This is a genomic window from Ilyomonas limi, assembly GCF_005233845.1.
Taxonomy (GTDB): Bacteria; Bacteroidota; Bacteroidia; order Chitinophagales; family Chitinophagaceae; genus Ilyomonas; species Ilyomonas limi.
Genome location: NZ_SZQL01000001.1, coordinates 209,921 through 229,650, shown reverse-complemented (window position 1 = coordinate 229,650; position 19,730 = coordinate 209,921). Strand labels below are relative to the sequence as shown.

Annotated in this window: 17 protein-coding genes; 13 read left to right on the top strand and 4 right to left on the bottom strand. The window is 40.1% G+C overall.

Annotated features, from left to right (window positions below):
- The first annotated feature begins 254 nt into the window (after positions 1-254).
- From FC093_RS00945 to FC093_RS00935, 3 genes are all read left to right on the top strand, one after another.
- On the top strand, positions 255-1,523 hold the full coding sequence (locus tag FC093_RS00945; RefSeq protein WP_137259862.1) for an alpha/beta hydrolase family esterase: 1,269 nt from the start codon (positions 255-257) through the stop codon (positions 1,521-1,523).
- A gap of 1,051 nt (positions 1,524-2,574) precedes the next feature.
- Positions 2,575-3,285 carry a membrane or secreted protein gene (locus tag FC093_RS00940; RefSeq protein ID WP_137259861.1) on the top strand — a complete coding sequence of 237 codons (711 nt, stop codon included), beginning with the start codon at positions 2,575-2,577 and terminating at the stop codon, positions 3,283-3,285.
- A gap of 563 nt (positions 3,286-3,848) precedes the next feature.
- On the top strand, positions 3,849-5,705 hold the full coding sequence (locus tag FC093_RS00935) for a chloride channel protein (protein WP_137259860.1): 1,857 nt from the start codon (positions 3,849-3,851) through the stop codon (positions 5,703-5,705).
- A gap of 160 nt (positions 5,706-5,865) precedes the next feature.
- Here the strand turns inward: FC093_RS00935 and FC093_RS00930 are convergent, their stop codons facing one another.
- Entirely contained in the window at positions 5,866-6,063 is a 198-nt protein-coding gene (locus FC093_RS00930) for a hypothetical protein (RefSeq protein ID WP_170970950.1), read from the bottom strand.
- 428 nt (positions 6,064-6,491) lie between these two features.
- On the opposite strand from FC093_RS00930, the gene FC093_RS00925 reads away from it, so the two are divergent.
- The 4 genes from FC093_RS00925 to FC093_RS00910 all read left to right on the top strand — a co-directional run bounded on the left by FC093_RS00925 (position 6,492) and on the right by FC093_RS00910 (position 12,691).
- Positions 6,492-6,755, top strand: coding sequence for a very short patch repair endonuclease (locus FC093_RS00925; protein ID WP_137259858.1), 264 nt, complete (start codon positions 6,492-6,494; stop codon positions 6,753-6,755).
- Positions 6,756-6,919: 164 nt separating this feature from the next.
- Positions 6,920-8,335 carry a DNA methyltransferase gene (locus tag FC093_RS00920; protein WP_137259857.1) on the top strand — a complete coding sequence of 472 codons (1,416 nt, stop codon included), beginning with the start codon at positions 6,920-6,922 and terminating at the stop codon, positions 8,333-8,335.
- Positions 8,325-10,823, top strand: a complete 2,499-nt coding sequence (locus tag FC093_RS00915) for a sensor histidine kinase (protein ID WP_137259856.1) — start codon at positions 8,325-8,327, stop codon at positions 10,821-10,823. The genes FC093_RS00920 and FC093_RS00915 overlap by 11 nt, the downstream gene beginning before the upstream one ends.
- Before the next feature lie 2 nt (positions 10,824-10,825).
- Entirely contained in the window at positions 10,826-12,691 is a 1,866-nt protein-coding gene (locus FC093_RS00910; RefSeq protein WP_137259855.1) for a hypothetical protein, read from the top strand.
- A 246-nt stretch (positions 12,692-12,937) separates the two neighbouring features.
- Here the strand turns inward: FC093_RS00910 and FC093_RS00905 are convergent, their stop codons facing one another.
- A complete protein-coding gene (locus FC093_RS00905; protein WP_137259854.1) occupies positions 12,938-13,318 on the bottom strand; it encodes a hypothetical protein in 381 nt (126 codons plus the stop codon).
- Positions 13,319-14,069: 751 nt separating this feature from the next.
- Here FC093_RS00905 and FC093_RS00900 point away from each other — a divergent pair.
- From FC093_RS00900 to FC093_RS00885, 5 genes are all read left to right on the top strand, one after another.
- A complete protein-coding gene (locus tag FC093_RS00900; protein WP_137259853.1) occupies positions 14,070-14,879 on the top strand; it encodes a DUF1206 domain-containing protein in 810 nt (269 codons plus the stop codon).
- A 318-nt stretch (positions 14,880-15,197) separates the two neighbouring features.
- Positions 15,198-16,433 carry an MFS transporter gene (locus tag FC093_RS00895; protein WP_137259852.1) on the top strand — a complete coding sequence of 412 codons (1,236 nt, stop codon included), beginning with the start codon at positions 15,198-15,200 and terminating at the stop codon, positions 16,431-16,433.
- Between the two features lie 314 nt (positions 16,434-16,747).
- Positions 16,748-17,053: a nucleotidyltransferase family protein gene (locus tag FC093_RS00890; RefSeq protein WP_137259851.1), complete on the top strand. Its 306-nt coding sequence runs from the start codon at positions 16,748-16,750 to the stop codon at positions 17,051-17,053.
- Entirely contained in the window at positions 17,050-17,193 is a 144-nt protein-coding gene (locus FC093_RS23640; protein ID WP_170970949.1) for a hypothetical protein, read from the top strand. The genes FC093_RS00890 and FC093_RS23640 overlap by 4 nt, the downstream gene beginning before the upstream one ends.
- 175 nt (positions 17,194-17,368) lie before the next feature.
- Positions 17,369-17,740, top strand: coding sequence for a hypothetical protein (locus tag FC093_RS00885; RefSeq protein ID WP_137259850.1), 372 nt, complete (start codon positions 17,369-17,371; stop codon positions 17,738-17,740).
- Positions 17,741-17,979: 239 nt separating this feature from the next.
- Here the strand turns inward: FC093_RS00885 and FC093_RS00880 are convergent, their stop codons facing one another.
- A complete protein-coding gene (locus FC093_RS00880) occupies positions 17,980-18,366 on the bottom strand; it encodes a DUF2784 domain-containing protein (RefSeq protein WP_137259849.1) in 387 nt (128 codons plus the stop codon).
- A 542-nt stretch (positions 18,367-18,908) separates the two neighbouring features.
- On the opposite strand from FC093_RS00880, the gene FC093_RS00875 reads away from it, so the two are divergent.
- A complete protein-coding gene (locus FC093_RS00875; protein ID WP_137259848.1) occupies positions 18,909-19,298 on the top strand; it encodes a YybH family protein in 390 nt (129 codons plus the stop codon).
- A 267-nt stretch (positions 19,299-19,565) separates the two neighbouring features.
- Here the strand turns inward: FC093_RS00875 and FC093_RS24330 are convergent, their stop codons facing one another.
- Complete coding sequence (locus FC093_RS24330) at positions 19,566-19,691, bottom strand: hypothetical protein (protein ID WP_262711007.1); 126 nt, start codon at positions 19,689-19,691, stop codon at positions 19,566-19,568.
- Positions 19,692-19,730: the final 39 nt, after the last annotated feature.

The following is a 19,730-nucleotide window of genomic DNA, read 5'->3' as shown; positions in this document are numbered from 1 at the left end:
CACGTACCGGAGCAATATCCGGCAAACCATTTTTATATCAGTCTTTAATAAAGACCTAATTGTCCTTAAAATACATGCTACAACCCCATTACACTTCCTTCTGCGGGCAATAAATTATAATGGAAAATAAATATTTTTTAATAAAGTATTTAATAAAGACCTAATTCTCCTTTAAATACCTGTTCCAATAGCCGGTTGTTACTTTGCAGTATCCAATAAAGATAGTTTTTATCACTTTTTTAAAATCCAATATCATGTCAACACAAATCCGTGTAATAAAAGAATTGTCGGTGAGCGCACCGGGATTAATGTGTTCTATTACCGATGAACCCCAGGTTGTAGAACCTGCATCAACAACGGCTCCCTTTAAAAAAGGGAATGCTGTAAGCAGGTATTTCTTTTTTGCTGTAATGATTGCAACCCTGTTTTTGGCAAGTTGCCAGAAAGAACAATTAGCCAACCCTGTTCTTAATAGCACCGCATCAGATGATTTGTCTGCCGCTGTACGCTCGGATATGCCACCTAAGGTAGATGCGGGCGGCGTAAAAAGAATAGTGGCTCCTGCCAATTCAGCCATCCTTTCGGGACGCGCATCGGACAATGAAGGTCCGGTAACAATAAAATGGACGCAGACCGGCGGTAATTCTATTGCTACCATTGCCGATCCAACCAGCATCACTACCAACGTAAGCGGACTCACTTCGGGTATTTACACATTTGTGCTTACGGCAACAGATGCTAAAGGTGTTTCGCGCAGCGATTCTACGTATGTAAGCGTACTCCAGAAGATGACCTGGACCGTTGAAGGCACTACCAGGGAGGCATTGGTACATCTGCCTACCGGCGGCTCCGGTGCAGCTCCGGTGATGTTTGCCTTTCACGGGCATGGTGGAACCGACCTTGGTTTTGCAGAAAGAGCATTTGAAGTAAACTGGCCCGAAGCTATTGTGGTGTATCCGCAAGGCTTGCCTACAACAAGCCCCGGCGATAAGACAGGTAAGGGCAACGGCTGGCAGCATTCGGTGGGCGAAGTAAACGGCAGAACCGGCATAGCAGATCAGGACCTTAAGTTCTTCGATGCCATGTTAGCTACTGTTAACAATACTTACCACGGCGATGCGCAACTCGTTTTCGTGCATGGCTGGTCGAATGGCGGTGAGTTTGTTTATGATGTGCTTTGGACAGCCCGTGGAGATAAGTTAACGGCGCTGGCTCCGGCAGCAGCAACGGTGGGCACTATCAACGGAAAAAAACCGCTGCCCGTAATGCACGTGGCAGGTACAGAGGATAACAAAGTACGTTTTAACAACCAGCAGCAGAGTGTAGATAAAGACCGGACAGTAAATATTTGTTCTTCTACCGGCACCCCATGGGCTAAAGGTACGGGCGGGCTCGCAGGAACAGAATATGCATCTTCTATCAACAACCAGGTAGTATCGCTGCAGTACAAGGGCGGTCATTCCTATCCTTTTACCGTTCCACCTTATATTGTACAATTCTTTAAGGAAGTAGCGGGGATGTAAGGCTGTTTCTTCAGAAGTTTGTAAACTACATACTTATTGCAGGCGAAGTGCTGAACACTTCGCCTGCTCCTATTTTTGATGTATGGCACTCTTTTACTGTTGCGGTGGATAAGGGCGAACTGTCTGTTTATTTCTGAAATCCTGACTTTGCTTTGACTACACTTATCCCAGGCTTTGGGTAGGCTTTACCTACGCTTTACTATGTAGTAAGAGTAACGCATGTTTCGCCCAAAGCAACTATACAGCGGAGGGTGGTAATCCCGCTGCCATACACCGGAGGATAATTCTCTGTCGCCTGGTGTCTCACTAATACTGTTCGGAAGAATTTCTAACTGGTAATTAGATGAGCAAAGGGGCTAAAATGACTGCATACATATTATCTCCATTTTTCTTTTTTCTCCCCGACTTGTCGGGACAGGCATTGAAAGAAAAAAGAAACAAAAAAGTTATGAACGTATTAATGTTTTTTTCAATGGTATTCATGAAATCACTTCGCTAGTTCAAGGACGGCATGATCGCTCCGCGCATCCTTCCAAGCCTGCGCCCCACTTACGCTGAGATGGATTTCTAATGCTTGATGAGGTGGCTTGGCATTCAGAATTCTTCTGAACAGCATTAGTGCTCCATCAACTGATGCGCATAGGTTTGGTGAAGTGGCTGATGGACGGAGCATACATCAACTAGCATCATTTCGGTTGGTGAGACACCAACCGGTAGAGGAAAGCAGGTAAAAATACCTTAGTACAGGTATATACTTAATAGTAAAGGGAGATTTTGTTGGTAAAGGGCTGCTACAAGATAATCATTTTACACCGCCGGGCAAAGGTTGCAGCTTCCTCCCTTTATCAGCAGTTTATAACTGCTGCCTGTTGCGTGCCTTTGACAGCATCAGGCACATCTGAAGTTGTAGATCATAGTATCCGAAACCTGCTGAAGTGCATATCTGTATGTCTTCCTTTTGCCACGTTAAAGAATTCTTTAACTTAGTTCCTGAATAGCAAAATGAAGTTACTACCTGAAGCACTGTCTCCTTCACTTTAAATCATAGATTATGAAAAAGCCTGTCATCTTATCCTTTTTGTTGCTGGTATTGCTTAGTGCTGGTATATCCCAGCCGGCAACCTCCCTCCAGGGTGCCTTTGCCATGCAGAACAATGAAGGCGACCATGCCATGATTATGCAGGATAACTACTTCATGCATGCCGTGTACAATGTGGGTAGCAAGGAATTTAAATATAGTGAAGGCGGTATGTACACCGTTTCCGGCGATTCTGTGATTCAGCACATTGAATTCTCAACACGTGCTTCTGAGTTAGCAGGAGAACGACGTGCTTACAGGCTGGAGCGAAACAGTAGCGGCATCACCCTGTCGGGGAAAAAAACCGGTTATCAAAGCTGGAGCAGCATTGATGAAGGTAATACAGCATTGGCCGGCAATTGGCGAATCACCGGCCGTAAAGAAGGAGACAGCATCAGGCAAATGCAACGTGGAGCAAGAAAAACACTGAAAATATTATCAGGCAGCCGTTTTCAGTGGGCCGCCATCAACCCGGAGACAAAGGAATTTTTTGGCACCGGTGGCGGAACGTACACGTTTACAAATGGCCGATACACAGAGCTTATAGAATTCTTTTCACGTGATAGTTCGAGAGTAGGCGCCTCGCTCACTTTTAAGGGCGAGATCAAAAACAACCAATGGCATCACAGCGGCAATAGTTCTACCGGCAACCCTATTTACGAGATTTGGAGCAGGGAGCAGTAGGGTGATGGCGGTTGAGAATGGTGGATAGTTCTAATCCTTGTCCCGTTCACCGGTGCAAGCGTATGTTAGCGGGCGCTTGTACTGATGATAAGAAATCAAATATTAGTTGTATCATCATTTTGAAGCAGCATCTTTATTCCCCCGACCCGGTGAAGCTTTCAACCATAAGTGTTCGAAACATGAATTTTATGTTTGAAAGCAGAATAATATCGTCACTGCGGGTTTACGAAGCAGTCTATGCTTAGCTGTAAATCAAAGCCTGATGGGTCATCTTGATTTTTCTACAACTCACAGATTGCTTCACTCCGTTCGCAATGACAAGCTGAAAACCTTAATATCCCAGGTTTCGAACACTTGTGGCTACAAGCTTCGCCGCATCTTACCATGCAGTTTACAACTGCTGTTTGCTGCATGCTTTTAATACACATAACCTTATTGGAAGTTGTAAACTGCCAGTTAAAATCCAGGTTTAGAATACTTGAAGTGGAACGCTTCGTTGGGTTGGGCTACCTTTGCAAAAAGTACAGATTAGAGAATAAAACAAATTGATTAATCTTTTCCCGATGCCGTTTAAAAAATATAAATTATTCAGGAACTACCTCGAATTCACCAGACTTGTCAGGAAAACACGGCAATACGGACTAAAAAAAGTCAAAAGTTACGAACTCATTCTTCTATGGCTCAAGACAAAGCTGTCGCATAGCCAGTTTTTGATCTTATCTGGTGTGTTGGTGGGGTGTACGGCAGGGCTCGCCGGTATCATTTTAAAGTCGCTTGTCCATTATATCCATTATATAATCACCAGCAAAGTACATTTTGAAGATCAGATCCTTTTTTATATTCTTTTTCCCTTCTTAGGTATTGTATTAACCACCCTTATTGTTATCTACTTCTTCCATGGACAGGACCGGAAAGGTATTGCAGCGATCCTCTATGAGATTGCCCGGAATTCGAGCTTTGTTTCGCCGGTAAAAATGTATTCTCAAATCGTTCAAAGTGCAGTTACTGTTAGCCTGGGCGGCTCTGCAGGGTTGGAAAGCCCGATGGCTGTAACCGGCGCTGCCATAGGATCGAATTTCGCACAAACCTATAAACTGAGTTACAAGGATCGTACGCTTTTGCTGGCTTCCGGTGCCTCAGCGGGTATCGCGGCCGCATTCAATGCTCCTATTGCCGGTGTAATGTTCGCATTTGAGATCCTTTTAACAGGCGTTGTTTTTACCGACTTTATTCCGCTGGTAGTAGCTGCGGTTTGTGGAAGCCTGCTTTCCCGTATTATACTCAACGAGGAGGTGTTGTTTAAATTCAATGCCCGCCACGATTTTAACTACTACAACCTCCCTTATTACCTGCTGCTGGGCATCATTTGCGGCTTGTATGGAAGATACTTTATTGTGGTAGCACAAAAGGTGGAACACTTCTTTCACAGGCTGAAGGTATCCAAAATAAAAAAGGCGATGATTGGCGGTAGCATCCTCTCCTTATTATGCGTCGCTTTTCCTCCGTTATTTGGCGAGGGTTATTCCAGCATCAAATCGATCGTTAATGGCGATATACATCAGATTATACAACACAGCTTCCTGGGGTATGTAGCCTATAAAGAGTGGATCGTTATTCTCTTTCTCACCCTTGTCTGCATTTTTAAGGCATTTGCAACCCCGGTAACCCTTTACGGAGGTGGTAATGGTGGTAATTTTGCACCTTCCCTGTTTGCCGGCGGAACACTTGGCTATCTGTTCGGCATTATTTGCACGCAGGCTGGATTCGTTCAGGCGCCGGTGATCAATCTTACGATCGTGGGCATGGCAGGCGTTATGAGCGGGGTATTGTATGCACCACTTACGGCAATATTCCTTATTGCAGAGTCAAGCTCGGGGTACGATTTATTTATCCCTTTAATGATTGTTTGCGTTATCTCCTTCCTTATTGCCAAGTGGTTTTCTGCTATATCGCCCGACCTGAAAAAGCTTGCCGATGAAGGCAAGATATTTACACGTGCGTATGATAAAAATATCTTCCTGGTGATGAATACCAAAGATCTCATCGAACCGGTTACTGCCACCCTCCATGTAACATCATCCTATTCCGATCTTTTGGAAGTGATCAAGACCGGCAAGCGGAACGTTATCCCGGTATTGGATCACACCCAGCTTGCCGGCATCATTTACCTGGATGACGTGCGACCGCTCCTGTTTAACCCGGAATTTCGCGGTCAGTTAAACGTTTTGAACCTGATGAAAATACCCGTTGAGGTAATCCATGCAGAGGAGGACATGATCTCGGTGGTAAACAAATTTGACGAGACTTCCACCTGGGTATTGCCGGTGGTGGACAACAGCAATAATTTTATCGGCTTTATCTCCAAATCTGCGGTATTGAACCGTTACAGGCAGGTATTAAAAGAGCATTCTGATGTGTAGTCTGATTTTTTGTATTAATTACAGGATACACCATTGCCAACCCCCGTTATATCCTCGTATCCGAGCTTGAAATACCTGTTTGATGTTAAACAAAAAAGTAGTCAGGAGCTTATAATAAGACTGTTGTGATTGGCCGCTCGTTTTCTACTATAATCATATTTTAAAGAGCATGCTTTCCCTTCTGCTCCATTGTGAAAAGATAAGCTATAGCCCGTACATACATGGACTGTTCGGGAGAACTGCCTTTATCTTTTACTTCGGGTGCGCTGGCGCTAATACCTGGAAGAAAGTGGTTGGGGAAGTTGAACACTTCGCTAAGCTGGTATTGCGGTGGTAGGATAAAGTGTACACCCACCACTCGGCGAAGTTTTCAAAACCATAAGTGTTCGAAACATGAATTTTATGTTTGAAAGCAGAATAATATCGTCACTGCGGGTTTACGAAGCAGTCTATGCTTAGCTGTAAATCAAAGCCTGATGGCTCATCTTGATTTTTCTACAACTCACAGATTGCTTCACTCCGTTCGCAATGACGAGCTGAAAACCTTAATATCCCAGGTTTCGAACACTTGTGGCTTGTAGCTTCGCCGCATCTTACCATGCAGTTTATAACTGCTGTTTGCTGCATGCTTTTAATACACATAACCTTATTGGAAGTTATAAACTTTGGGGTAAAAGCCAGCGAAGTGTTCCACTTCGCTGAGTTGGGTTGGGAAGTTGGGGTATTTGTATAGACGGTGAAAATTATATTTTAATATATCTGCACGTTGTTTGCATTTTATAGTATATGGCAGATGTGCATAGTAAAGAAGTAAGAAGCTATAATATGAGCCGCATTAAAGGCAAGAATACAAAGCTCGAAATGCTGGTGCGTAAGTTTTTGCATGCACATGGCTTTCGCTATCGCCTGCATATAAAAGACCTGCCGGGAAAACCTGATATTGTATTGCCGAAGTACAAGACAGTCATTTTTGTGCATGGTTGTTTCTGGCATGGACATGAAGGCTGTAAATATCCGCTGCGCTTAAAACAAGAGTTGATGAAAAATTAGATTACAAATCTACACTTGTCGTTTACTTCGAGGTGCGCTTTGATAATACTTCGTAGAACATTGACGTGTACCGGGCTGAAGGAAAGGAAAGCTTCTTTACTGTTAACATAGTGTGCTTTTAATTGTAGAATATTGTTACTATTTTTGGAAAATTAACTTAATAAATGAATGCTTACGGCTCTGCAAGTGAAAACCCATATGAAGTTCTTTCTTCAAAGAGTAGTAAAATTTTATCTATTGAAGAAATTGATAAAGTCATTATAGACAACATTAATAAGGCTACAGAAGAAGATTCGGATATTTGGACTCGTCCTGATTATAATAAAAGAGAGTATATCCACAGCTTTTTTCAATATCCTGCGCGTATGATTCCAGCTGTGCAAAGAAAACTTATTGAAATAATAACTACGGCTAAACCTGATATACAAACTATGATTGATCCATTCATGGGTTCGGCCACAACGCTCGTTACCTGTATGGAATCGGGTTTGAAGTGCTATGGTCAAGATATTAATCCTTTAGCTGTTTTAATTGGCAAAGCGCGGACAGGTCCTTATTTTACAACAGCTTTAAAAGCTAAATGGAATGAGCTTGAGTTAAGAATAGATGCTGATGAAAGTGATGCAATAGATGTTAGCTTCAAAGGAATTAATAAATGGTTTAAAGAACATATTCAAATACAACTTTCTAAAATCGTTCGCGGAATAAGACAGGAAAGCTCATTATTTGCTAGAAGATTCTTTTGGGTTGTATTAGCTGAAACAATTAGAGTGTCTTCAAACGACAGAACATCCACATATAAACTTCATATCCGTAAGCAAGAAGATATAGACAAAAGGAATTTCTCTGCGATTAAGGTTTTTGCATTACATATGGACAAGTCAATAGATGACTTTGAATCTCATGCTACGCTTCTGGCAGAAAAAAATAAGGTATGTAAGCGTGCCTATATATCAGATATAGACATTCGCCTATGGGACTCGAAACAAAGTATATTCTCCCCCACAGGTAAAGAATTTTATGATTTATTAGTTACATCACCTCCTTATGGTGACAACAAAACAACAGTTACCTATGGGCAAAACTCATATTTGCCATTGCAATGGATTGATTTAAGTGATATTGATTCCCAAGCAACTTCTGAATTATTAAAATCAACTTCTGAGATTGATACTCGTTCTTTAGGAGGTGTATTTAAGAAGGATTTTGATACTGGTTTAAATAAATTATTTGAATATAGCCCTACATTTAAAAAAACATATGAAAAAATTGAAGCGGAATCCTCAAAATCTGTAAAGAAAGTAGCCACTTTTTTTATAGACCTAAATCAAACATTAGATAATGTATTTAGAGTAATGAAGCCAAATAGTTATCAAATTTGGACTGTTGGGAACCGAAATGTGGCAAAGATTGAAGTCCCTAATGATGAAATAATAATTGAATTAATTGAATCCAAAGGCGGTAAATTGTTGACACAAGTCAAGCGTGAAATTATCAACAAACGAATGGGAAAGAAAAACAGAGACACTGCTTTAATGAATACTGAAGACATTTTAATTTTTAGAAAAGTTGGCGAATAATCTCCCTCACTTTAATATTAGTGCCGCTGTTGTAAAACAGTTAGGTGAAGAACTTGTTACTGATGAAGTAACTGCTATAATGGAATTAGTAAAGAATTCATACGATGCTGATTCAAAATGGGTAAGAATCAATGTTGATACAAAAAACGCATTAGATGATGAAAAAGCACGCTATAAGGGAGATATAGGTTATATTATAATTGATGATGCAGGTGATGGAATGACTGCTAAAGATATAACAGAAGGATGGTTAATCATTTCTTTATCTAAAAAAAGAGAAATGAAAGCAAAAGGAGAAACAACTGTACTTGGAAGAACGCCTTTAGGTGATAAAGGATTAGGTAGATTGAGTACACAAAGGTTAGCGCATAGATTAGAAATGTTTACTAGCAAAAAGGAAGAAACACACATCAATCATATTGCTTTTGATTGGAATGATTTCAAAGAAGAAACTCCCTTAACTGAAGTTGAAATTTTTTCTGAAGTGTTGCCAAAGATTGATACAGAAAAAGGAACAAAACTCATTTTAACAGAACTAAGAGATGCTAATAGCTGGGAAGGCAAGAGCGGTAGTCGGTTCATAGGGCAATTATCTCAGTTAATTTTTCCTTTTAAAGAAAAGAGGACATTTCATGTATTTCTTACAATTAACGGAGAAAAAATTGATTTTGACGAAATAAATGAAGCATTACGTAGTCAGGCTGTATCACGTTTCCAATTTGTGTTTAACGACTTAAAATTACAATTGAAAGGGCAAATAAAGAATTATAAACTTTTTGGAGGTTCTACTAAAGTTGAAGACAAAGAAGATTATGAAAAATTGATAAGTGTAGATGATGGTAAAAATTTTTATAACTTTTTAACCGACAAAATTAAGAATAAGAAACACTATATTGATAACGTAAAATATCATAGCAAAGAGGGATATCTTTTAGAATTTAGCAAAAGTATTGACATCCAAGACATTTCAGGTAAAGCACTGATCTCCGATCAACATGGAAAAGAGATTTTTGCAAATCCCGGTGATTTTAGTGGAGAGATAGATGATTTTAACTTACGCGAATCTGATACTCTTAGCAGCACGTTTGATTCTTTTTCACAATATAAAGAAATAGTAAAAAATCAGACTGGCGTTAGAGTTTACAGAGATGGATTTGGAGTCAAACCTTTTGGTATTGATGGTGATGACTGGTTGAAATTAGGAAGTGGTCAAACTTCAGGAGGCTCCTTTTATACTTTACGTCCAAGAAATACAATGGGCTTTGTGGCAATATCTGCTAAAGAAAATAAATGCTTACAAGAGAAGACTGATAGGGAAGGTTTTGTTGATTCACAATATTCTCAAAACTTTTTTCTTCTTATGAATAGAGTTGTTGCTGAAATAAACGGTTTATTGGAAAAAACAAGACGGAGCTACAATGACTATAAGACATTTATAGCACAACAAAGTGGCAACATTAACAGCATTAAAGACTCTTATAATAGACTTCAAGATACTGCTGCTAAAGCAAAGAAATTACAGGATGAAAATAGCAGAGTTAGTATTTCTCTTTCACGAATTTCATCTGCTGTAAAGGAAGTAATAGCTAAAGTTAAAGATATAAAGCCCAAAAATGTAGAAGATGCAGAACAAAGAAAATTATTACAAGATATTGATATTTTGCTTGATGATGCAAAGCGCGTAATGGAGCAAGTAAACACTATCTTAGAAGTTGCAAAAAAGTTAGAACACGATGCTAATTATATCAAACCTAAGATAGATGATTTGGAAAATCAATTAAGTGAATTTGCAGAATTGGCTGGTTTAGGACTTACCGCCGAAGCTTTATCACATGAAATTTCAAATATTGTTGACAGATTACTTGATCAAACGAATGCATTAATTAAAAGAATAAAAGGTAAAGAGACAGTGAGTGTTTCATCCATAAACTTATATATTGAATACGTTAAAACTGCAATTCAATCCTTTAGAAAACAATTAAGTCATCTTGCACCATCACTAAGATATGTTAGAGAAGCAAAACAGGAATTTAGTTTGAAGGAGTACTTTGATGAAGTTGGTTCATACTATATTGAAAGATTTAAAGATGATATTAAATTAAGTATAGTTATTAAACAGGATTTCAAAGTAAGAATGAGTAAGGGAAAATTGACACAAGTAATTGACAATATAATTATCAATTCGGACTTTTGGTTAAGAGAGAGGAAAAAATCATTTAATGATTTTAAACCTAACGTCACTATAGAAATTGATGAACCCTTCCTAAGAATTTATGATAATGGATTAGGTATTGATCCTACCTTAGAAGACAGAATCTTCCAGCCATTTATTACTGCAAAGCCAAGAAATCAAGGTAGGGGTTTAGGATTATTTATTGTTCAACAATTATTAGAAACTGTTGGTGCTGAGGTTTTATTATTAAACCAACGTAATGAAAATAATAGAAGATATATTTTTCAAATAAATTTTACAACTGCAATCATTTAACTATGGGGCCTATAGAACCTTCAAATGAAGCTGCACCGTTACGAAACGAAAATATCAATAATAACGAAGATAAATCTAACGAGCAAAACAATACTGAGAACCTATTAAAAAGCCTTAAAAGATTATTAGAGCTCCTGAATATAAAAGCAGTGTATTACGTTGATGATGAAAATATAAAAACCATTGATTTTGAGGTACTAAGTTTTGTAATTAATACAGCTGTACAAAACGGTAAAATTTCTGAGTTACAAAAGCTACAAATTGAAGGATTAGAGTTAGACCTTCCTCCAGAAGAAGTCGCAGGTTTTTTTCGTCCTCAATGGGAAGAAATTGAGAATGAAAAAAAGAAAGCTTTATTTGAAAATATAATCGCTGCAACCACAGATAACCCATCTAATATTATAGATTTTAAGAGATCTCTTAGAATTAAAGATTTGTTTCCACCAGATATTCTTATACCAGTAAGTCCTCAAGAATGGGACATTTTGAAAGATAAAATTTCATTTGATAATGAAGTTGATAATATCCTTGTTTTATTTGATCAAGACCTTCAACATGCTGGTGGGAAATATTTTGTTACAAAAGGTGAGAATCTAATTTCGGAAGTAAAGCGGAATGCAAACCGAGAAAGAATTATATGCACTCTCTTGACCCATCTAATACCTGACACAAATGAAGAACTATCATATCGCAAAGAAGTCATAGAAAAGAAAGAATTGCAATTACAGAAAGACGATTTTTTCCCTCTTACAAAAAAACGAATCGATGATAATGTATTATTCTGTGATGGTATTAAAAAAGCTCTTTTAAACACGTTTTGTGAACGTATAAAGAATAATTCTGTAAATATTATTGAGCAAGCGTACAAGAATGTTAAGGATCAAATAGAAAATATGGATACTTATGCTTTTGATCATATGATTCTCCGCAGTTCATATGATGAAGGTGTATGGGAGATGGAAACACTTTTTAGAATTTCAAAAAGTCTTTATGACAATGAAGTAAAATCTTTAATGATTCATAAAAGCTATCCAAAAGAGGTAAACAAACAAATTAAAGAGGCAAAAGCATTAAGTGATATTCGTTTCAGTGTAGATCCCAACGTTTTACCTTATACTAAAGCCTTTAAGTTAAGACATCATGAAATATATGAACCGGGTAGTATCATCAATCCTTTACATCTTCCGTTAGAAAATGGTGATATTTTTAGTATAAGCGAGGGTGAGGGCAAGGGGTTTGACTATATTTTAATTGCCCAAGAATGCGATTTGATGATGAGAACCAATCCTCTAGGTGTTAGACCAAGGGCCAAATATGGGACTTTATTAAAGCTCGATATAAATTCAAAAGAAAAAGCAGAAAAAAAGATGCAAGAACAGAAAGATTCTTCCGGTAAGTTTAACTTATATTATATTGAAGAGGGTACTGATAAAATTGGTATAGTAAACTTTGGTAATAATTTTTTAGCTGATCTTGATGTATTAGATTTAGCTGTCTTCAATGTGGAGGGTAAAACCACCATTAATCTTAATAATTCTTTTGATGTTGATTTAGTAAGTGCTAATTGGGAGCATAGATATAATAAGCTTAAAAATAAATATATAACAGCAGCTAAGCAACAAGAACTTCTATTAAATGAATTGCCAAAAGTTAATGGTAATGCATTGAAGAGTTTTAAAGAAAAAATTTATTTGCAAGTATCACCTATGAAGAAAGTTGGTTTGCCTGAAACTTATAAAGAAAATGTATTTTCTTTCGGTTTAAAAAGACGTTTACGTTTCAAAGCGTTTGGTGCTAAATTACTTTTAGATAAATACTATAAATATCTTTCACGTTCTGCAGAGCTACATGATTTTGCAGTACATTAATAGCCAATAAATCGCCCCTGCTTGGCGGTAGTCTCCAGACTAAGCCATATTGTCTTGCTAATCACCGATTGCTATTTCATTCCCATTTCACACCAATTGGTGTCTCACCAACCGGTAGCGAATATGGACTCTTGTCGTTCATCATAGTGTTATGGATGTGGTACCTGTTTACTATAACAACGCACAAAAAGATGCACGGCAAACAGGTAGTTGCCGTGCATTGCAGCAGCGCCTGTTTGTGCGTGCTTACTCTACAGACAATTGCCTGATGGTATTGGTATTAACCGTTACCTTTTTTTCCAGTTTACTTTTACCGTTGCTCAGTACAATGCTGTAAGTACCTTCCTCCAACTGTTCCAGGTTGAAGACGGCATGCTGGGTAAGATTGCCTTTCACCAGTTTGCCCTGGTACAATTCATTTCCGGCATCGTCTGTCAGCGTTACAGCTACCGCACCAGGAGTTTCGCTGACAGCGGTAATGATTACATTAGTGCCGGTGGTAGTTACTACTGCATTGAGGATAGAAGCAGTGGCAGTATTGTGTTTCTTTTTGTCGGTTGCAGCAGGGTTTGCAAATGTGAACAATGCGGTGCATATGCAAAGTGCTGTGATGATAAACTTTTTCATGATTTTTATTTTTTTGTGTTGATGCTTACTACCTTACAAAGGCGTACCAACTGCCGGTGCCAAACCGTTTTATAGTGACGAGTGGTTGAAAAAGACGGGTAATGATTTGCGAAATGGTATGAATGGTTGATAACCCTGATCCTAAAAATCGGAGCGATTAGTTTTTGGCTTTACTAAAATGTACAAAAGCGAACAAAACTGTATGATTTTGATACGATTTATAATCAATTCAAACGGAACGGGCACTTTTAAGCTGTGTATCAGAGTGTGCAGGGTAGCAAGGGTGCAATAGCAGAAGGGAAACCCGTTCTTCCGCTATTGGCTGGTGCCCCAGTGACTGAAATAATGCTATCAGATGCATGTTTCCTTATTTATCGCTCCAACAAACATCAGTTCACATCTGTTGGTAAGACACCACAAATGTTCGGAAGATTTTTTATGTGCTATTTGAGCAGTAATTATTTGAATTTTGACTTTATACATTATCAGTCTCATCATTCTCCTTTTACTTTTTTTCTTGATAAAAAAAGTAACCAAAAAATCAAGGACGGCATGATTGCTCCGCGCATCCGTCCGTGCCTCCGCACCACTTACTTTAAATTGTCTCTTTGTTTTTAAGTGTATGGTTTGGCTTACAAAATTGTTCCGAGCACTTGTGGTGAAGCACCAACCGGCAGCAGGAAAATGGTAACACTAGCTGAAAGAAAGGTGTGGAAAGGAAATTGCACAGTACCATTCAAAGCATACATCAGTGAAAAGAAAATGGCTCAGGGCACTTACTTTGGTTGGCTGCTTTTCAACAGGTATCATTTACGGCAGCATTGGTGTTATCGCCATCCTTTCTTTGTTAAAGTTAAAGAACGGAGGTGCAGATGAAAGCAGTTTCTTTGTTTTGCTGGAAGGCTTTGCCCCTGGACGAGTTCTTAACTGGGTAATTATTGCAGGTGCTGTATGCTTTATTGTGTGGCGCTTTTATGAAGCATTTGCAGATCCTTATAAATTGGGAAATGGGGCGAAGGCTATTTTGCTGAGGACAGGTACTGCTTTTAGCTCAGGTGCCGACGCATTTATTGCAGTATCCGCTTTACAGGCATTATTCAGTAAGCAGGTGGCGTCACTGACCGGCGAACCTACCCGGCAGCGCAGCATGGTAGCCCATTTGTTGGAAACAGACTGGGGACGTGTAGTTGTATTTGCCACCGGCTTCATTGTAGCGGTAACGGCATTGGTTTTACTATTTTACGGTTTGTCGAGCCGCTTCACAGAAACGATCAAATCAAATGATTTCACCAAAAGATGGAAACGTGTTGTACATGGCATCGCTTATTTCGGGTACTTTTCGCGTGGCGTAATCCTGGGAGTGACTGGCTTTTTCTTTTTGAAAGCAGCCTTTAAGGGCAACAGTGGCTACGTAGTAAACACCGACAAAGCTTTTGACTTCATAGGAGATCACATAGGGGTTGCTGCCTTTTTTATTATAGCTATGGGTACCATTTCTTACGGGCTGTATATGTTTATACTGGGCTTACATTACGATGTGGATGCAGGCAAAAACAAATAACAGGATAAGCATCTTTGCCTATAGCTGTGGGTTGTCGCACTATAGCTGTTCGGAAGAATTTCCCCGCCCCGGTTCGTGTCTTCACGAACCGCTCTTTAGGCTAAGTGAATCATGCCACCAAGTTTTAATATATGCATTCAACATATGTTATACACCTTTGAAAAAACATCTTCCAGGATAAGGAAACCAACCGTTTGTGAAGACACTAACCGGGCATCAGTGGAAAAGAAAGTAAAGCAACAATCTAGGAAAGGAAAAAAGTAAAACATTCCTAATCTTAAACGAATAGCCATTATTTTTACAGGCACACCGTTAACTATGGAACAGCCCATTGAAGCACAGCAACTCAGCATCACCAAAAAAGCAGCCGAAGGAACCGTTTTCTCCATCCTGCTTACCATCTCCTTTTCGCACCTGTTGAACGATACCATACAATCGCTCATTCCTTCCATTTATCCCATTGTAAAAGATTCGTTTCATTTAACCTTTGGGCAGGTTGGGTTAATCACGCTCACCTTTCAACTGGCAGCTTCCCTTTTTCAGCCATTTGTGGGTTTTTATACCGATAAAAAACCACAGCCCTTCTCTTTGGCAACCGGAATGGCGTTTACATTAATTGGATTGGTATGTCTTGCGTTTGCATCCTCTTTTGGGTGGATATTGGTATCGGTGGGCTTGATCGGAACGGGTTCGTCTGTGTTCCATCCCGAAGCATCCAAAGTGGCTTACATGGCTTCCGGCGGAAGAAGAGGGCTGGCGCAATCCATTTTTCAGGTGGGTGGCAATGCAGGCAGTTCCATTGGCCCTTTGCTGGCAGCGTTGATCATTGTTCCTTCCGGGCAAAAGAGCATTGCATGGTTTTCTGCACTCGCTTTAATAGCTATTATTGTTTTAATAGCCATCGGCAAATGGTACCGGCAAAATATGCAACGGATCCGTCCTAAAAAAGTGGTAGCGCATGGCGAGCAGGTTCATTTATCAAAAAGGAAAGTGGCAACTTCTATTGCTATATTGCTGGTGCTTATTTTTTCGAAATATTTTTATCTCGCCAGCATGACGTCTTATTATACCTTTTACCTCATTGATAAGTTTGGCGTATCGGTGCAGAGCTCGCAGGTGCACCTCTTTATTTTCCTGTTCTCCATCGCAGCTGGCACCTTCCTCGGTGGTCCGCTTGGCGATCACTTTGGAAGGAAATATGTCATCTGGTTTTCTATCCTGGGCGTTGCACCCTTTACGTTATTGCTTCCACATGTAAACCTCTTTTGGACAACCATTTTAAGTGTGTTCATCGGACTTATCCTGGCTTCTGCCTTCTCTGCCATTCTGGTATATGCACAGGAGTTGCTGCCCGGCAAAGTGGGAACGGTGTCGGGTTTGTTCTTTGGTTTTGCTTTTGGTATGGGCGGATTGGGTTCTGCCGTATTGGGCGAGTTAGCTGATCGCACCAGCATTTATTATGTGTATGCCATTTGTGCTTACCTGCCGCTCATTGGTTTGCTCACCGGCTTCTTACCCAATATTGGTGCAAAACACAAAGCCACTACTTCCTGATGGTTGGGCACTTTATGGGAGATGTTTTTGTTTTTTTGTGTAGCATAATATCTTACGTTTCATGCCGTTGTTGGTGTTCTTCACCAGCAGATGAGTTGCTGGCTGCGTGGATTAAATCTCATAAAAGGAGGGGGTTAAAGAATATGTTGCTGGTGAAGAACACCAACAAGGGCGAAAGACAAAAGTGATTCTTCAGAATCATTCAGCATAAAGCAGCAGGTTAGAGAACTACATTATCTCTTAATTTAAAGTGCATTGCAATAACACTTTTAAAAGCCAGCAGCAAAACCCAAAATGCGTTATTTTTAACTGCCATGGAAACAATAATAGAACAACAACTCCCAGCCATCAGGCAGCTGATGCGGCAATATGGGGTAGAGCAGGCTTACCTCTTTGGCAGCGCAGCCAAAGGCACCATGCACGAAAGCAGCGATGTGGATTTTATTATCCGGTTTCCTAAAAACATGCATTATACCACCTATGCCAATAATTATTTTGCCCTGGCAGACGCGCTGGAACAATTGCTGCAAAAAAAGGTAGAACTGGTAGCGGAAGAAACCCTTAAAAATCCTTATCTGCTACAGAGTATTAACAGTCACAAACTCCCCCTGCTACGATGAGCCTTGAGGAGAAGAAATTATTAACCGATATTTTTGTAGCTGCCCCCTCCATAGAGGAGTATTTGGAAGGAAAACGGGATTATGAAGCATATATGGCCTCCAAAATGCTGCATTGCCCGGTTTCCAACTGCCTGTATTAATGAACGGATGGGTAATCCTCCGTTATTTCAGGTGTTTTTCCCAATCCATTATAGCATATCGATTCTCTGCAGCGCTGTAGCAAATGGCATATGACGGTACAAGTATTACTGCGCTGCTTCTGTTTACATAAAGCAAACATTCCCCTGCTATCACTGTATTCTTTTACTTTACACCATGCAAAGAGAATTGTATTTTGATATCAGCGCAGAAAAGAGCGGTGGCAGCCTGTACCGAATAAAAGATGACAGGGGCAAGACCAGCTTTCTGTACCAGCACAGCACGTATGATGATAACCGCGATGAGATAAAAATATTTGAAACGGCGTTTGCTTCTTTTGCCGATTTCTGGCAAATGCTTATAAAAGACCCGCAATGGTTTTACCAGCACCCGTTATATGTACATGCCGAGCAAAGAGCTTTTGTAAGCGGGCAGTTACAGAAAGTAAACTGGGCAGTTCACCCCAATAAAAAATGGCAGGAGAGCCATCAGCGCCAATGGAAGAAAGTGTTGACAGATAAGGACGATTATTACCGTTCAAAATCATAGCTGGACGCCTGCGCCAGTGTAGATAAACTATAAATAACCTATCAGTTCAAAAAGGAAGTGTACAAAACACTTCAAAAAGTTGTAAACGCCCAAAGCCAGCCAATCAGGCGCCATGAAACGCTTATTGTTCTTAAGGGCTTTCACCCATCAAATTCAGACAATCAAATTATAATTCCTCCATCCAGGTTCGTTTCTTAACGTACCTGAAGAATGATGAGGAAGAGATTGCCCGGCCATGCTTAAACCCGTTTTCTTCTTTTTATCCGGGGCAGCATGAAATTGACATACATGGATAGCAATGTGGTTAAGCCGAAAGCAGTAGCTATTACTGCATCTATAAACCCGGAATCGAAATTCCGGCCGGATAACTTTTCTGCATAATATTTAATGAAGCTGTTGGGTAAATTCCGCTCTCCTAACCTTGTTTTCACCTGCCATTGCCAGTCTGTAACGGGGCAATAACCTATGCCAAACCAGATACCCAGCAAAAACCAGGAAGCAGCCGTAAGCAGAATAACCATGAAATGTGCTCTTCTGGTAGCTTTTGGTATCCAGCCAAAAAGATTAAACAGGATAATAGCCAGGTGTACAGTAGTGAATAGCACATCCAAAGACTTCAGTACCATGGGCTTAGTTTGAAGCGGTTATTTCTTAATTGTTGTTTTTGCGGACTGCAGAACCTCATTCTGCCACATGCCAGCCCACCGGAAGCAAAAGTTAATAACCAGGTCTCGGACCTGCCCGCTCATTTTCGCAATTGCTGATCCATTCGTTTGCAGTACAGGCAATTATTAGCTTGTCATGGCTGAATGGGGCAATTGAACTTTCTTAGGTTTAAATGATTCAAAGCAGCAACGTTTTAATATAAAGCATAGCCCGAATGCCCGGTTAACATAAAAAAGGCAATATTACTGGTGCTTTGCAAAAGTAATAAGTATCATACCCGGCGTAAGCATCTGCTTTCAATAACCTTCCTGAAATGAAGGCTGCAAAACGGATAAACTGTATCAGGATTATTCTCCCTTTCTTATAAAAATTTTTCAGTGATGTTCTAAATAAGTATATTTGGTTGATACTTAAGCCTATACAGTATATTGCTTTCCGGGTGCTTGAAAATTAATCTGAATACCCCACCATACCTCATTCTTACCACCTATAAACAAATCTTATGACCACTGAAACCGTTGACATTCGCAGCGACATCCGCACCGCAGATGACGCTTTTGAACAAAAATTCAATCAGGGCGATGCTGCAGGCGTTGCAGCACTCTATAGCAGCGAAGCCATGCTTTTGCCACCAGGCAGCGATGTTGTTAAAGGCAACACAGCCATCCGGGATTTCTGGCAGGGAGCCATGAACATGGGAATTAAGGAAGCTAAGCTGGACATTGTGGAAGTAGAGCAGCAAGGCGATACTGCCATAGAAGTGGGCAGGTACCGGCTTAAAGGTGCAGGCAGCGAAATAATGGATGAGGGTAAATTCCTTGTTGTCTGGAAAAGAGAGGCAGGTGAATGGAAGCTGCACCGCGATATCTGGAATACCAGCCGTCCTTCCTGAATTACGACAGGCTAACTGGCAGACAGCAGCAGGTAAATAATTGGTTCCTTCAGGCAAATTGCATCAGGATACCTGTTGCTAATGGCTCTGTATTGCTTGTTGTAATAGCCGATTTAAGACCTGTTCGCACCCATTGGCACAAGCCTCCACTTGTACCGGCTACATCGAAGTACCTGGCTAAAAGCAAAGCCTATCTATCATCTCATTGCTGAGAAGCATAGAAAAGCTTAAAGGGAATGTACTTCCATCCGCTCCAATACGCTCCCTTTAATTAAAAATATTATTCGCATGATGAATCATTACCTCACGCTCAACACCTTTATAGGTGGTTTTTGCGCAGGCTGCAAATAGGATGGTAATAAGTACAAGTAAAAAGAAGATACCCTTTTTCATACATATTTATTTTACGGGGCAAGCCACAGGTGGCCTCGC

Coding starts and splice junctions, on each gene's coding strand:
- FC093_RS00935 (WP_137259860.1), top strand. CDS start 3,849: ATGCCGTTTAAAAAATATAAATTATTCAGGAACTACCTCGAATTCACC.
- FC093_RS00895 (WP_137259852.1), top strand. CDS start 15,198: ATGGAACAGCCCATTGAAGCACAGCAACTCAGCATCACCAAAAAAGCA.
- FC093_RS00890 (WP_137259851.1), top strand. CDS start 16,748: ATGGAAACAATAATAGAACAACAACTCCCAGCCATCAGGCAGCTGATG.
- FC093_RS00920 (WP_137259857.1), top strand. CDS start 6,920: ATGAATGCTTACGGCTCTGCAAGTGAAAACCCATATGAAGTTCTTTCT.
- FC093_RS23640 (WP_170970949.1), top strand. CDS start 17,050: ATGAGCCTTGAGGAGAAGAAATTATTAACCGATATTTTTGTAGCTGCC.
- FC093_RS00925 (WP_137259858.1), top strand. CDS start 6,492: ATGGCAGATGTGCATAGTAAAGAAGTAAGAAGCTATAATATGAGCCGC.
- FC093_RS00880 (WP_137259849.1), bottom strand. CDS start 18,366: ATGGTACTGAAGTCTTTGGATGTGCTATTCACTACTGTACACCTGGCT.
- FC093_RS24330 (WP_262711007.1), bottom strand. CDS start 19,691: ATGAAAAAGGGTATCTTCTTTTTACTTGTACTTATTACCATCCTATTT.
- FC093_RS00885 (WP_137259850.1), top strand. CDS start 17,369: ATGCAAAGAGAATTGTATTTTGATATCAGCGCAGAAAAGAGCGGTGGC.
- FC093_RS00940 (WP_137259861.1), top strand. CDS start 2,575: ATGAAAAAGCCTGTCATCTTATCCTTTTTGTTGCTGGTATTGCTTAGT.
- FC093_RS00905 (WP_137259854.1), bottom strand. CDS start 13,318: ATGAAAAAGTTTATCATCACAGCACTTTGCATATGCACCGCATTGTTC.
- FC093_RS00910 (WP_137259855.1), top strand. CDS start 10,826: ATGGGGCCTATAGAACCTTCAAATGAAGCTGCACCGTTACGAAACGAA.
- FC093_RS00875 (WP_137259848.1), top strand. CDS start 18,909: ATGACCACTGAAACCGTTGACATTCGCAGCGACATCCGCACCGCAGAT.
- FC093_RS00945 (WP_137259862.1), top strand. CDS start 255: ATGTCAACACAAATCCGTGTAATAAAAGAATTGTCGGTGAGCGCACCG.